Source organism: Saliphagus sp. GCM10025334 (assembly GCF_042663485.1).
GTDB lineage: Archaea > Halobacteriota > Halobacteria > Halobacteriales > Natrialbaceae > Natronosalvus.
On sequence record NZ_JBHTAF010000002.1, the window covers coordinates 292,544 to 305,701 of the forward strand.

The following is a 13,158-nucleotide window of genomic DNA, read 5'->3' on the forward strand; positions in this document are numbered from 1 at the left end:
GGTGCAAATCCGTCGAGCGTTCGAAAACCTCCCGTTCGTGCTATTCAGCCGATCTGTCGCCGAATTATTCCATCGGGTATATACGACTCGCTGGTGTCCCTCTCGAACGATGGGACCTCGGTCCCTTCGAACGGACTACTCACAGGAATCTACCAATGACCAGTATGGACCGTAATCTCGATACCGCGGCACGGGACACCTCCATGGACGCGCACGAATTTCGACTCGACGACGATCGCGAAACGACGGTGTCGATCGCCGAGGCCATGGCGACGATTCGAGGCTGTTCGTCGACCGATCTGCGACCGCTCTACCACGACGTCGATCCGGCCCTGCTCGAACGCGTCGGCTCCCGGTCGAGCCGACAGTCGTTTCACTTCGTCAGCAACGGATTCGACGTCACCGTCCACGGCACCGGTACGGTTCGAATCGAGTCTCTCGAGTGATCGTTCGAGCGGTCGAGCGAGCAGCGGGCACAATCGTTCGAGTCGTAACCGGTGTACAGCGCGACCAGTCGTTCACGAACAGCCGTCGATTGCTGACCGACGGGTCCGGGAGCCACCGATTTTTAGCCGGCGAGTCCGGGAGCCGTCGGTCGTCGGCTCCTCGAGGAACGTTCACGTGGTTCGAACAGTACGGAAAATCCGATCAAAACACGTAGGAACCGAGATTATTCCCGTCACCACCCAACCCAGGGTACGATCAGCACATGACGACGAACATCCCATCACCAGCGCTGTTCGAGCAGGCCGGTGGAGTAACCTCGACGTTCGACCTTCTGGCCGACCAGCGGCGCCGCGTGGTGGTACGATACCTCGAGGAAACGACCGGCCCGGCGACCCTCGAGGAACTGGCCGAGGAAATCTCGGCTCGCGAATCGAGTGGTCGATTGCACTCGATCTCCGACCACGCGGACGCCCAGCACGACCACCTCCGGTCGATCACGATCTCGCTCCACCACGTACACATTCCCAAACTCGCCGACGCGGATGCAATCGACTACGACCCGGAGACGAAGACGGCCCTCCTCACCGAAACCGGGGAACGCATCGCCGACCGGATGGACGCAATCTGTGGCGAACCACGGGATACCTACGACCGCTCGTCGTAGTCTCCGCGACCGAACTCGACAACCGGTACCGTTTTGCACGGCCGCGTGACACAGTGAGGTATGAACCACGCCAGAGGACCGCTGCTCACGATCGACCTCGAGGACCGTTCGTGGGAGACCGAATCGATCGACGACGTACTCGAGCGCTACGTCGGCGGTCGCGCAGTCGGAACGAAACTCGCTCACGACCGGATTCCGTTCGACGCGGACCCGTTCGGGCCCGAGAACCGCCTCTTCTTCGCGACGGGGCCGCTCCAGCACTCGACGATGAGCTTCACCGGGCGGATGTCGGCGACCGGGCTCTCGCCGCTGACCGATGGCCTGCTCTCCTCGAACGCCGGGGGCTTCCTCTCGCGGAACTTCACGGCGACGGGCTACGGCGCCGTCGAGATCGCGGGCGAGAGCGACGACCTCGTGATCGTGCACGTCACGGACGACGGTGTCAAATTCGAGGACGCGTCGGCACTCGAGGGAGCCGAGACGAGCGAGATCTGTGAGTACATCGAGGACGAACACGGCCTCGAGGCCGAGCACACGGTGACGATCGGCCCCGCAGGCGAGAACCGGGTTCGCTTCGCCTCGATCATGACCTCGCGCGAACGCGCGTTCGGCCGCGGTGGCCTCGGAGCCGTGCTCGGCGCGAAGAACGTCAAGGCGATCACCTTCGACGGCGATTCGACTCACGACGTCGAGATTCCACCCCTCCAGATGGACGTCCACCGGGAGGCCGCCCAGTCCGACCACATCATGAAACGGCAGGGCACATCTTCGATGACCGAGTTCGCGAACACGGTCGAGGCCCTGCCCACGCGGTACTTCTCGGAGCTGAGCTTCGAGGGCGCCGAGGGCATCAGCGGCGACCGCGTCGAGGAGAAGAAGTACAAGAAGGGAACCTGCTCGGCGTGTGCGTTCGCTTGCAAACTCCCGACCAGGGACGACGAATCCGACCTCGAGACCGAGGGCCCGGAGTACGAGACGGTAATGGCCTTCGGCTCGAACGCCGGCGTCGACGACATCGTCGACGTGATGCAGTCGAACAAACTGTGCGACGAACTCGGGATGGACACCATCTCCGCGGGCGACGTCGTCTCGGCGTACCTCGCGAGCGAAGACGCCTTCGGCGACGCCGACCTGATCCACGAGACCGTCGAGAAAATCGCCCATCGAGAGGGAATCGGCGACACGCTCGCCGAGGGCGTCGACCGCATCCACGACGAGTTGGGCGTCGAGAACTGGTCGGTCAAAGGGCTCGAGTTCCCCGCCCACGACGGCCGGACGCTCAACGGGCAAGGTCTGGCCTTCGCCACCTCGAACCGCGGCGCCGACCACATGTACGCCGAGTTCTACTCGCTCGAGTACCCGCTGGTCGATCAGGACCAGGCGCTGGACAAGGCGGGACTCGAGGGGAAACCCCCGAAGGTCGTCGAGAAGGAGAACCTGAACGTCATCAAGGACAGCGCGGTGCTGTGTAAGTTCTCCCGGGACTTCGTCGACGCCGACCGCCTCGAGACGCTGCTCGACGCGGACTACGACGACCTGCTGGCCATCGGCGGCGAGGTCGTCGCGATGGAGCGCCACTTCAACAACCGGCGCGGGATGGACCGGGCTGACGACCGACTGCCCTACGAGCTTCCGGGCTTCGAGGACGCCCTGTCGGCGTACTACGCCGAGCGCGGCTGGAACGACGACGGCACCGTCCCGACAGAAGCCGTCGGTGCGGGCGAGGCGGTCTCGAGCGACGACTGACTGGTTCGGCTGTTTCTGCCGCTCTCGCCGTTCTCGCCGTTTCAGCTGTCCACGCCGGGTTCGAACGCCTCGAGCCGCCGTCTCGCGTACCGATAGCCGCCGAGCCCTGCGACCCCTCCAAAGACGCCACAGAGGGCTACTGTCGCCGCGACTCCCGCGAGCGAGTCGGCGACCCCCATGCCGAACCCGACGAAGAGCGGGCTCGCGACGACGACCATCGCGGCGAGATACGCGAGCATGGCGTACAGTTCGGGCGGCGACAGGGAGGCGGGCGTCGGTCCCTCGAGGTTCGGGAGGAAGGCGCCGACGGCGAGCGAGAGGCCCGTCCCGCCGACCGTCACCAGCGTCGCGGCGGCCGCGAACCCGGCGACGATCAGGGGCGGATAGCCCGCAGCAGCGCCGACGAGGAGCGCCGTGGCGGCGACGACTGGCGCGCCTGGAACGAGCGCGGCGAGGGCGTGCCCGCGGAGAATGGCGTCCGGCCCGCCGGGCGTCGTCCGCACGAGCGACAGGGCGACCCGTTCGTTCCCGAGGGGGTTGAGCGTCGTCCCGAGGCCGACCGCCGAGGCGGCGTACAGCACGACGAGTGGTGCGAGCAGGGCGGGCGCCGTCGCCGACACGTCGGCCGTCACCGGACCCACGAACGCCAGCGGCAGGACGACGTAGAGCATCGCCCGCGGCGACCGGCGCATCCGACGCCACACCGTGGCAGTCGCTCCCGCCGTCGCCCGGCCGAATCGCGCTTCGAGCGCCCGCCCCACGACGCGCGTCCGCTGGTCGGAGCGCGAGTCGGAGACGGTGCCGTCGTCGAGGACGGTCTCGGCGAACCACAGCGAGCGACCGGACACGAGGGTCGTTCCCAGAGCGAGCGGGATCACACTGGCGGCGACGAGCAGTGCAGCCCCGGCCTGGACGGGCACCGCCTCGAGGCCGGGCGTGGTCGCGAGCGCGAGGTCGCCGTACCACCCCAGCGGCGTCGAGCCGAGCAGGCCAGCGGCCCGACGACTGACGGCGAGCCCGACGAACGTGACGAACAGGAGGAGGACACTCACGGCGTACCGGGCGCTGTAGAGTCGCGGGGATCGCCGGATGGCGGCCCGGATGGCGACGCCAGCGGCAGTTCCGGCGAGCAGGCCGGTCAGGAGGATGGCAACGCCGCCGACGGCCGCGCCGACGAGCGTCACGACCGAGCCCGTCCCGGCCGTGAACGCCAGGGCAGCCCCGAACGTGGCCGGGGCGACGAACCAGCCGTGCTCGAGCAGGGCTGCCCCCAGGACGCCGGTGATCGCCGACGAGAGCGGGACTGCGGTGACGGCCTCGGTCGGTGGGGTCTCCCAGCCATCGCTCGTCGTCGCCCCCAGCGCGCCGAGACCTGCCGTCAGAACGAGTCCCGTGGCCGCGAGTTCGCGCGTACGCTCCAGGACGCGGTCGCTCTCGGTGCCGACGAGGGTACCGTAGTGGTAGGCGCCGGGTTCGGGCCAGACGGACTCGTAGATGGAGATCGGAACGGTGCCGACGAGCAACAGCGTGGCGAACGTCGCGCCGAGCACGACCGCGGCCGCCAGTTGCGGGTGGCGACGACGGCGCCGGAGTTCGACGCGATGGCGAACCGCCGCAATCTGTCCCGCGGCGCGGGCGGCGGCGAGGACGCGCTGACTCGAGGAGGTCACTGCTCGAGGTTACACCGGGGGATGGTTCACTCTCACGGTTTGGCATTTGATGCGACCGGAGGATGCGACAATAGTATAGAACATATAGGAATTGCCTTCAGACAATATTATAGAACTTATAGTAATGGGCTATGCCAAATACTATAGAAAACATGGTAACAGTCTGTGTCGAGGTGGGTGGCTAGCTGGCGTGGCTCACCAATCGCTGGAGACGCCGTACTCGTCACTCGACCTGACGTCGGTGGTCGCCGTCAGTCCGTGCCGTCCGAGTGTCCCGGCGAGGTCCGGCGCTCACTCGCGGTCGCCGTCGTCGGTCCCGGGGTCCTCAAGGTCCTCGAGCGGGACGGGATCGTTCCACTCGTTTGCGGGTTCGTCGCCGTCGTCTCCGCTTCCGCCCTCACCCGCGCCCTCGTCGTTTCCTGACCGAACCGTCCAGGGCACCTCGTCTGCCCGCGAGGGGTGGACGTTGACGGCGCCGCCCCGGTAGGGATCCGTCTCGGGGTCGTAATCCAGTTCGCTGCGAGCGAGCAGGTAGACGATCGCGCCGTAGACCGGCACCGCGAACACGATCACGGCCCACTTCCGCGGGTTGGACATTCCGACTTCGCGGGCGTCGCGGTAGACGTACGCGGCGAGACCGGCAAAAAACGCGAGCGAGGCGAGAACGAGTGCAGCGATAGTCAGCGGTCCCATACCATTCGTTGGTCCTCGAGGCCCCTAAACCGATTGCCGCCGAGTACGGGCCCCTAGTTGTACCAGTCCCGCCGCGCCCGAAGCACACGAGCGATCAGCGGCAAATCCCGAACGCCGAGGAGTCTCGCGAGCGCGAGCCGACTCCCTTTGTTGGCCTGAGCCAACGTGTCGGTGTCGAAGCGGTTCAGGTCCGCCATGAGGTCGTCGTAGCGGTCGTTCGAGGCGAGGTAGAGCAGGTGGGTCATCAGGAGCCGCGTGTCCACGTTCGGAGCGACGTCCCGGTGCCAGAGCGTGTCGTAGACCGCGAGATTGTCGGCGGTGGGCTCGATCTGGCCGTGTTTCAGACAGCTGTCGGCGGCGACGGCGGCCGCCCGGCCGGATTTCATGCAGGTGTGAATCCCCTCGCCCCAGAGTGGGTCGACGGTCGGGACGGTGTCGCCGATGGCCATGAACCGGTCGGTGTGGATCTGACCCGGCGGCTGGATGTGTGCCGACCCGCGGTGCTGGCGGCCTTCGATTCGCTCGGCCTCTGCGAATCGGGGGTCGGTGTCGATCCAGTGCTGGAGGTAGTCGTCGATGTTGAAGTTGTCCCGGCCGTGCTGGTGGTGACTGTCGTTCTGGATGTAACAGACGCCCACCTTCGCGGTGTCCCCGCCGGTGTGGAAGATCCAGGAGTAACCCCCCGGCGCGATGTCGTGGTCGAGGCGCAGCATCATCGCGTCGGTCAGGTCGGCGTAGTCGGGGTGGTCGACCTCGATCCCCTCGAGTTCGTACTCGATCCCGATGGCGTGGTTCTTCCGCTTGAGGTCGCTCACGCCGAGTTTCTTCGCCAGCGGCGCCGCGGGACCCGTCGCGTCGATCACGATGTCGGCGTAGAGTTCCTCGGAACCACTGTAGGTGACGCCGACAGGCTCGCCGCCCTCCGTGATCGGCGCCGTCGCCCGCGAGTCGAAGCGGTACTCCGCACCCTTCTCGCGGCCGTCCTCGACCAGGTACCGCTTGAACTTCCCGAAGTCCAGCACCGCACCCGGCTGGTCCTGTACGTAGTAGTCGTTCGGCGACTCGAGCACCACGGATTCGGTGAACTGCTGGACGACGTCGTCGGGAATCCCGAACGAGGCCATCATCGACGGGAACGTGCCGGCCGTCGACTTGTTGCTCTGTTTCGGGAACTCCGCTTCCGCCTCCGTCTCGAGGACGACGACGTCGTACCCGCGGGCGGCCAGGTCCCGCGCACACTGCGCACCAGCGGGCCCGGCCCCGGCGATCACTACGTCGCAATCTCCGTTCATAAGGCACAGACTGTGCTGGAGCATTATGAGTATACCCAGTTATGTTCGCGAATGAACGTCACACTCGCGTGAGATATGCGACCGACTGGCACCCGTCGGCCGAACGAACCGGCCGTCACGCCTGCAATCACCGGTGGCGGTACTACATATCTCGGCCCCGTAGCACGACGCATGTCACTCGAGACGCTCGCCCGGAGCGACGTCGTCACCGCGTCGCCGGACAGTTCCATCCGAGACGTTGCATCCATGATGGACGAGGAGATGGTCGGCAGCGTGGTCATCACCGAAGGGGACGAACCCGTCGGCATCGTGACCGACCGTGACCTCGCGCTCGCAGTCCTGGTCGACGGCGACGACCCCGAATCGACGACCGCCGAGGACGTCATGTCCGGAACGGTTCACACGATCGGCGTCGATGCGGGATTCTACGACGCGACCGAACGGATGAACGAACGCAACGTCCGGCGTTTGCCGGTCGTCGACGACGACGGCTCCCTCGTGGGGATCATCACGCTCGACGACCTGAGCGAACTGCTGGCGGACGAACAGAGCGAACTCGTCGGCGTGATCCGCGAGCAGCGCGCACCGTACTGATGGTGTTCGCACTCACTTCTCGAAGAGGCACTCGGCGACGACCTGCGTCCGCGCCGTGAGCGCCGTCGTCGTCTTCGAACTCGCCTGAAGCGAGTCGTTGATCGCCCCGTAGAGCGCGTCGAACGCGAGGTCGCCGTCCGCATCGCGCCAGTCTTCGAGGGCGGGCGACTCGAGGCCACAGGTCGGGCACTGGCGGGACGAGTCGGGGTCGAGAACGGCGGGGTCGTCCGCGCCCTCGAGCCCCGTGAAACAGCCATAACAGCACCCGAGTCCGACCGCGATACCGTCCGAGAGTTCGACCACCTCGCGTAGGTCGCGCTGGAGGCTCCGCGCCGCGGTGCAGAACGCCTCGAGCGCCGCCGAGAGCGTGTCGACTGGCGGGTCGTCGTTCGCTTCGCCACCGTCGTTCGTCACCGCTTCGCCCGTTTCGTCGGCCGCTCCCGCTGCGAGCGCCTCGAGATCAGACTCGGCCGGTGCTCGCTCGAGCGGGTCGAGGGTCGCGTCGACCATCGCGAGCGCGAGGCAGGCGTCCTGGCGAGCGGTGACGTAGGTCGCGCGGTCGTTCTCGCCCTCCTCGATCGCCGCCGGCAGCTGCGTCGCGAGTGAGGCGAACGAGGCGACGGTCGAGATGGCGTCGCTCTGTCGTCTCGTCACGTCGCGAATCGTCTCGAAGAGGCGCGTTCGCTCGTCGAAGACGCCGTCCTGAGAGCGGTGCAGCGTCCGAAAGCAGTCGTCACAGACGGTGACGAGCGCGCTCTCGTGAACCGTGCCCTCGAGGGCGACGTCGCCGACCGCCGCGACGCGGCAGGACGACGAGTCGGTACGGGAGCCGGAATCGCTGTCGCAGTATCGGCACGCGTGACCGTCGCGTTCGAAGATCACCTCGCGATCCGCCTGCCAGGGTCGAGCGTCGGGTTCCACGACTGCTGGTCACGCCGGCAGCGCAAAAACGCTCCGGCTGTCGGTGCGCGAGACCGGGCGCTTCGTCGTCACGTCAGACTGTCGCCGTCGTGGTCGTCGACACTTCCGCGAGGAACGACGTGAGTACGTCGTTCACCCGCTCGGCCTGCTCGAGGAAACAACCGTGAGAACCACCTTCGATCTCGAGGAACTGGACGTTCGGGAGTTTCGCCTCGAACAGACGACCGTTCTCGACCGGGACGATCCGATCCTCGCTCCCGTGGATCACGAGCGTCGGCAGGCGAATGCCCTCGAGGCGGTCGCTCACGTCGAACCCTGTCATCGCTCCCAGCTGGGACTCGAGCGCCGGGTTCGACGGCGCCTGGGCGAGTTGCCACTCGACCAGTCGATCCAGCAGGTGGGGGTTGCGGTTGGTGAAGCGTTCGGTGAAGAGTGTTCGGAGGCGCTCGCGAGCGGTCTCGCGCGGCGAATCGGCACTCGCGATGAGTTCCGACAGGACGTCCTCGTCCATCGCCATCGCGTCGACCCCGCCGTGGCTCGTCCCGATCAGGGTGAGCGAGGCCGAGCGCGAGTACTCGAGCGCGTAGCGCTGGGCGACCATCCCGCCTAGGTCCAGACCGACGAGGTGGGCGTCTCGAACCCCGGCGTCCTCGAGTACGGCCTCCAGGTCGGCGGCGAGTCCGCCCACGGAGTAGCTCAGACGCGATCGCAGGAGCGGCGACCGGAGGCGTCGCGGGAGTCGACCGACGAGCGGGGGGAGTCCGGCGTCGGAGCGATCCGTACCCCGCGTGTCGGGGGCGATCAGGTCGTACTCGCCGGCACCGGCGAGCGCCTCGCGCTGCCAGCGCCACTGCCAGCGCCCGAGGCCCAGTCCCTGCAGGAAGACGACGGGAACCCCCTCCCCTCGTCCGTCCCCTCGCTCGCGCTCGTAGTGAATCGACACGCCGTCTCGCGTGACCCGTGGCATGCCTCGAGGTACGAGGTCCGGCCTCTTGAACGGACACCACTGCCGACTGCCGACTCGGGCCCAGGTCGAGCGCGTTCTGGCACCTGGCCGGTAAGATAAATGGCCGAACTGGTAAACCGTGTGTTTAACCATCCCCGGCGGAATGTATGGATTGATGAAACGGCTCCACGCTCGCTACCCCTTCCTCGAGGCCGCCCGCGAGGCCGTCGCCACCGAGGCGGTCGACCTGGCGACGGTCGTCGAGCAGGACCGGGCGGTCGTCGAGCGCGCCCGCGAGCGCGTCGTCGCCGCCCTCGAGGACGGCGGAACGGGCGAGCCGAGTCGCGACGCCCGCGTCGAACTGCTCTCCTACCCGGTCGCGCGCGTCCTCGTGTCGCTGGTCGCCGAGAACGTCCTGATTCGAAAGTACGCCCGTGCGGAGGCCGAGACGGCGTTCGATCGGTTCACGGCCGACTTCACGGACACGACCGAACTCAAGAGCGTCGAGTCGACCGGGGTCGACCTCGAGACGCTACTCGCGGAGTTCGACCTCGGGCCGTCGGTGCGGTCGGTCGCCGACGACCCCCCGACGTACCGAATCGACGTCGGCGCCTACCTCCCGCTCGCGGACGACCTCTGGGCGGATGAGTGGCGGCTGGTCAACCGAGCGCTCGCCGGCGGCAAGGTGCCGATCACCGAGGCCGAACTCCTGACGCTCGTCCGCGAGGCCGTCCGGACCCGCGTCGAGGACGGCCTCCCCTTCGACGTGCCCGAATCAATTGCGGCCGCGCTCGAGGACGAAGCCGCCGAAATCCGCGAGGTGCTGGCCGAAATGGATCTCACCCGGGAGATCGACACCGTCGTCCCCGACCTGTTCCCGCCGTGTATGAAGGCGCTGCTCGACGACGTCCAGAAGGGCGAGCACCTGCCTCATCACTCGCGGTTCGCGATCACGGCCTTCCTGACGAGCATCGGGATGACCACCGACCAGATCGTCGACCTCTACCGGGTCAACTCGAGTTTCGGCGAGGAGATGACGCGCTACCAGACCGACCATATTCGGGGCGATAGCTCCCCGACGGAGTACTCGCCGCCGTCGTGTGCCACCATGCAGTCGTACGGCGACTGCGTGAACAAGGACGACCTCTGTGAGCGGATTCCGCACCCGATGGCCTACTACGAGCACCGCATCGACGACGCTGACGAGGACGACCTCGAGGACTGGCGCGCCGAGAGTGGGCAGTCGGCCGAGGGCGACTGACGACTGACGTCTGGCGCCGCGGGTTCTCGGAAATTGTGTCTCGACGGAACGAACGCGAAAAGACGAACGCGAAGAAGCGAGCGCGAAGCGTGGCGGTTCGAACGGGGACGAACCGACTCGAGTTACAGGCTGACGTGTCAGTTGTTCAGGCCGACGCGTCGGTAGAATCGTTCGTCACGTACGCGAGCGCGATGCCGACCGCCAGCATGAGTACGACGAAGCCGATGATCGTCCCCACGAGGAGCTGTCCGCCCTCGGGCGTGAGCGTCCCGTTCGTCTTGTGATTCTCGCCGACGACCATCATCGCACCGATCATGATGGCCACCATCGGGATCGCGACGCCGATTTCGATGAGTCGGTCGCGCTCGAGCATGATAGCGTGGATTTCGTCGCTGCGATCAAAAGCGCTTCGAAGGCGAAGGGTCGGTCGGGGTCGAAAGACTTAGTGTGGGGCTGACGTATGATCGAGTATGGATAAAGGTCAGAACACCGGCGGACTGATGTCCAGTGCTGGACTCGTTCGCTACTTCGACTCCGAGGACGACCGCGGGATCCGTATCGATCCGAAGACCGTGATTGCCTTCGGCGTCTTGCTCGGCGTACTCGTTCAGCTGTTGACGTTCGTCGCGTAGATTACTCGTCGCGCGCTTCGGACGCCTCGGGCCGTCGAGTACCGAATCCTCGAATCCCCGGCGAGTCACCACTACACGGCCCTGCGGCCGTTCCGATCGATTCCGAGACCACCATTCCGCATTCGTGACGCGTTCTTTTTCTCCCCACCCCCACTACGGTAAGCTATGACACTGGTTGCGGGCGTCGTCGGGGTGCAGGGGAACGTCAGCGAGCACGCGGCAGCGATCGAACGCGCCTGCGAGGCTCGAGGCGAAGATGTCGTCGTCCACGAGATTCGAACCGCCGGCGTGGTACCCGAGTGCGACCTGCTCGCGATGCCCGGCGGCGAGTCGACGACCATCTCGCGGCTGGTCCACCGCGAGGGAATCGCCGAAGAAATCGTCGACCACGTCGACGCCGGAAAGCCGTTGCTCGCGACCTGTGCAGGCCTGATCGTCGCTGCGGCCGACGCCCAGGACGACCGCGTCGAGACGCTGAACCTCCTCGACGTCCACGTCGAGCGCAACGCCTTCGGTCGGCAGAAAGACAGCTTCGAGGCTCCGCTCGAGGTCGCAGGGCTCGAGGAACCGTTCCCCGGCGTCTTCATCCGCGCCCCGGTGATCGACCGTGTCGGCGACGCGACGGTGCTCGCCGAGTGGAAGGGACGCCCGGTTGCGGTTCAACAGGGATCGGTCGTCGCCACGTCGTTCCACCCGGAACTGACGCAGGACGACCGAATCCACGAACTGGCGTTTTTCGAGTGAGCCGAGACAACGTGGGTCAGCAGCTACGGTAGTCGGCCGGCGCCCTCTCCCGCCGCAGGAAGACGGTTCGCTCGAGAGGAGCCGTTTCCACGGGGGAGAGCCGACAAACCCACTATATTTAGGTCTGCCTAAAGATCGAGGGAGTTATATTGGTTTAGGCGAGCCTAACTCGTATGTCGAGAGAAGCGGGGACTCGCCGAGGGCTGACCCGGCGAGAGACGATCGCGTACAGTGGAACCGTCCTCGGCGGTAGCGTACTCTCTGGCTGTCTGGCCGGAGAGGAGAACGGAGACGGGGGTTCGCCCACGTCGACCGGATCGGGTGCCGAAGGCGATCCGGACGACGAAGCCACCCGTTCCGAAGACGAACCTCACACCGCCACGCTGGCGCCCGTGGGTGAGGTGACGTTCGACGCAGTTCCGGAATCCGTCTTCACCGTCTTCCCCTGGTACGCCGACATGGCGGTCGCGCTCGGACACGGCGACAGTATCAACTCGCTGTGGTGGGCCGAGGAGTTCGACGCGATCATGCAGTACTTCACCGCGGGTCTCGAGGGCGTGTCGGTTTCCTGGGCGGACCTCGAGGGCCAGTACGGGGCGAACGAGGAGCGACTGTACGAACTCGACAGCGACCTCCACCTCGTCGACCCCGCCTGGCTGTCGACGCAGGATGGCTGGGACCGCGACGCCATCGATCGAATCGCCGACACCGTCGCGCCGTGGTTCGGCAACCAGTACAGCACCCTTCACCAGACGCCGCCCGAGGCGTGGGCCGCCGACTACGAGTACTACACGCTCTGGGAACTGTTCGAACGGGTCGCCGCCGTCTACCGCGAGCGAGCCCGATACGAGGCGCTGGCGTCGGTCCACGCTGACCTCCTCGACAGAATCGAGCGCGATCGCCCGGCACAAGCGGATCGTCCGACAGTCGGCTACCTCCAGCTCCCGACCGACCTCAGCGCCGTCTCCGTCCTCCGGTTGAACGCGCCCGGCTACTACAACGCCCACACGCGACCGCTCGGTGCGACCGACGCGTTCGCGGACCTCGAGATCACTGGCGAGTTCGCCTCGGTGGACTTCGAGACGCTGCTCGAGGCCGACCCCGACGTCCTCCTCGTGCTCTGGGGGATGACGTCGTCGGTGGATCTCGAGGCGTTGCGCGCAAATCTCGAGGATCACTCCATCGGCGGCCACCTCTCCGCGGTCCAGGAGGGGCGAGTGTACACGCAGGGAACGCGGTTCCAGGGACCGCTCATGAACCTGTTCCAGCTCGAGATGACGGCCAAACAGCTCTATCCGGAGCAATTCGGCGAGTGGCCGGGATACGAAGACGGTAACAGCTATCCCGACTTCGACGCGGACGAGCAGTTGTTCGATCGCCAGCGGGTGAGCACTATCGTTACGGAGGGGAGCGACGCGTGAGCAGCGACGACTCACGTCCCCGGAACCGACAGCGCCGGTCGGATCGACCGCGAGCGAAAACGGGATCCGGCCCGTCGACGTCGAGTGGTTTCGCTGTCAGCAGGCGTGGCTTCCCGTGTCCGCAACC

At 66.4% G+C, this 13,158-nt stretch carries 14 protein-coding genes; 8 read left to right on the plus strand and 6 right to left on the minus strand.

Translation table 11 applies throughout. From position 1 onward, the window contains the following. Nucleotides 1-164: 164 nt before the first annotated feature. The 3 genes from ACFQO4_RS09725 (at nt 165) to ACFQO4_RS09735 (ending at nt 2,857) form a co-directional block, all read left to right on the plus strand. Nucleotides 165-446: a HalOD1 output domain-containing protein gene (locus tag ACFQO4_RS09725; protein WP_500260726.1), complete on the plus strand. Its 282-nt coding sequence runs from the start codon at nt 165-167 to the stop codon at nt 444-446. A 263-nt stretch (nt 447-709) separates the two neighbouring features. Then, nucleotides 710-1,111 (plus strand): DUF7344 domain-containing protein, encoded by a 402-nt coding sequence (locus ACFQO4_RS09730; protein WP_500260727.1) that lies wholly within the window; start codon nt 710-712, stop codon nt 1,109-1,111. Nucleotides 1,112-1,171: 60 nt separating this feature from the next. Next, a complete protein-coding gene (locus ACFQO4_RS09735; RefSeq protein ID WP_500260728.1) occupies nt 1,172-2,857 on the plus strand; it encodes an aldehyde ferredoxin oxidoreductase family protein in 1,686 nt (561 codons plus the stop codon). A gap of 41 nt (nt 2,858-2,898) precedes the next feature. Here ACFQO4_RS09735 and ACFQO4_RS09740 read toward each other — a convergent pair whose 3' ends face one another. The 3 genes from ACFQO4_RS09740 to ACFQO4_RS09750 all read right to left on the minus strand — a co-directional run bounded on the left by ACFQO4_RS09740 (nt 2,899) and on the right by ACFQO4_RS09750 (nt 6,512). Further along, nucleotides 2,899-4,527, minus strand: a complete 1,629-nt coding sequence (locus ACFQO4_RS09740) for a hypothetical protein (RefSeq protein WP_500260729.1) — start codon at nt 4,525-4,527, stop codon at nt 2,899-2,901. A 291-nt stretch (nt 4,528-4,818) separates the two neighbouring features. Continuing rightward, entirely contained in the window at nt 4,819-5,220 is a 402-nt protein-coding gene (locus tag ACFQO4_RS09745; protein ID WP_500260730.1) for a hypothetical protein, read from the minus strand. A 53-nt stretch (nt 5,221-5,273) separates the two neighbouring features. Further along, the gene (locus ACFQO4_RS09750) at nt 5,274-6,512 is read right to left on the minus strand and encodes a digeranylgeranylglycerophospholipid reductase (protein WP_500260731.1); all 1,239 of its coding nucleotides are present in this window, start codon (nt 6,510-6,512) and stop codon (nt 5,274-5,276) included. 171 nt (nt 6,513-6,683) lie between these two features. Here ACFQO4_RS09750 and ACFQO4_RS09755 point away from each other — a divergent pair, with 171 nt between their 5' ends. Further along, nucleotides 6,684-7,106 (plus strand): CBS domain-containing protein, encoded by a 423-nt coding sequence (locus ACFQO4_RS09755; RefSeq protein WP_500261174.1) that lies wholly within the window; start codon nt 6,684-6,686, stop codon nt 7,104-7,106. Nucleotides 7,107-7,118: 12 nt separating this feature from the next. Here the strand turns inward: ACFQO4_RS09755 and ACFQO4_RS09760 are convergent, their stop codons facing one another. Continuing rightward, complete coding sequence (locus ACFQO4_RS09760) at nt 7,119-8,027, minus strand: HNH endonuclease (protein WP_500260732.1); 909 nt, start codon at nt 8,025-8,027, stop codon at nt 7,119-7,121. A gap of 73 nt (nt 8,028-8,100) precedes the next feature. Next, on the minus strand, nt 8,101-8,994 hold the full coding sequence (locus tag ACFQO4_RS09765) for an alpha/beta fold hydrolase (protein ID WP_500260733.1): 894 nt from the start codon (nt 8,992-8,994) through the stop codon (nt 8,101-8,103). Between the two features lie 154 nt (nt 8,995-9,148). Here ACFQO4_RS09765 and priL point away from each other — a divergent pair, with 154 nt between their 5' ends. Continuing rightward, nucleotides 9,149-10,234, plus strand: a complete 1,086-nt coding sequence (priL, locus tag ACFQO4_RS09770) for a DNA primase regulatory subunit PriL (RefSeq protein ID WP_500260734.1) — start codon at nt 9,149-9,151, stop codon at nt 10,232-10,234. Nucleotides 10,235-10,379: 145 nt separating this feature from the next. Here priL and ACFQO4_RS09775 read toward each other — a convergent pair whose 3' ends face one another. After that, nucleotides 10,380-10,607 (minus strand): DUF7472 family protein, encoded by a 228-nt coding sequence (locus ACFQO4_RS09775; RefSeq protein WP_500260735.1) that lies wholly within the window; start codon nt 10,605-10,607, stop codon nt 10,380-10,382. Nucleotides 10,608-10,704: 97 nt separating this feature from the next. Here ACFQO4_RS09775 and ACFQO4_RS09780 point away from each other — a divergent pair, with 97 nt between their 5' ends. From ACFQO4_RS09780 to ACFQO4_RS09790, 3 genes are all read left to right on the plus strand, one after another. Further along, on the plus strand, nt 10,705-10,866 hold the full coding sequence (locus tag ACFQO4_RS09780) for a preprotein translocase subunit Sec61beta (RefSeq protein ID WP_254158420.1): 162 nt from the start codon (nt 10,705-10,707) through the stop codon (nt 10,864-10,866). Between the two features lie 165 nt (nt 10,867-11,031). After that, nucleotides 11,032-11,610 carry a pyridoxal 5'-phosphate synthase glutaminase subunit PdxT gene (gene pdxT / locus ACFQO4_RS09785; protein WP_500260736.1) on the plus strand — a complete coding sequence of 193 codons (579 nt, stop codon included), beginning with the start codon at nt 11,032-11,034 and terminating at the stop codon, nt 11,608-11,610. Nucleotides 11,611-11,783: 173 nt separating this feature from the next. Next, entirely contained in the window at nt 11,784-13,031 is a 1,248-nt protein-coding gene (locus tag ACFQO4_RS09790) for an ABC transporter substrate-binding protein (RefSeq protein WP_500260737.1), read from the plus strand. Nucleotides 13,032-13,158: the final 127 nt, after the last annotated feature.

Bases quoted from the DNA above. Each gene is read 5' to 3' on its own strand.
- ACFQO4_RS09725 (WP_500260726.1), top strand. From the start codon at position 165: ATGGACCGTAATCTCGATACCGCGGCACGGGACACCTCCATGGACGCG.
- ACFQO4_RS09730 (WP_500260727.1), top strand. From the start codon at position 710: ATGACGACGAACATCCCATCACCAGCGCTGTTCGAGCAGGCCGGTGGA.
- ACFQO4_RS09735 (WP_500260728.1), top strand. From the start codon at position 1,172: ATGAACCACGCCAGAGGACCGCTGCTCACGATCGACCTCGAGGACCGT.
- ACFQO4_RS09745 (WP_500260730.1), bottom strand. From the start codon at position 5,220: ATGGGACCGCTGACTATCGCTGCACTCGTTCTCGCCTCGCTCGCGTTT.
- ACFQO4_RS09750 (WP_500260731.1), bottom strand. From the start codon at position 6,512: ATGAACGGAGATTGCGACGTAGTGATCGCCGGGGCCGGGCCCGCTGGT.
- ACFQO4_RS09755 (WP_500261174.1), top strand. From the start codon at position 6,684: ATGTCACTCGAGACGCTCGCCCGGAGCGACGTCGTCACCGCGTCGCCG.
- ACFQO4_RS09765 (WP_500260733.1), bottom strand. From the start codon at position 8,994: ATGCCACGGGTCACGCGAGACGGCGTGTCGATTCACTACGAGCGCGAG.
- priL (WP_500260734.1), top strand. From the start codon at position 9,149: ATGAAACGGCTCCACGCTCGCTACCCCTTCCTCGAGGCCGCCCGCGAG.
- ACFQO4_RS09775 (WP_500260735.1), bottom strand. From the start codon at position 10,607: ATGCTCGAGCGCGACCGACTCATCGAAATCGGCGTCGCGATCCCGATG.
- ACFQO4_RS09780 (WP_254158420.1), top strand. From the start codon at position 10,705: ATGGATAAAGGTCAGAACACCGGCGGACTGATGTCCAGTGCTGGACTC.
- pdxT (WP_500260736.1), top strand. From the start codon at position 11,032: ATGACACTGGTTGCGGGCGTCGTCGGGGTGCAGGGGAACGTCAGCGAG.
- ACFQO4_RS09790 (WP_500260737.1), top strand. From the start codon at position 11,784: ATGTCGAGAGAAGCGGGGACTCGCCGAGGGCTGACCCGGCGAGAGACG.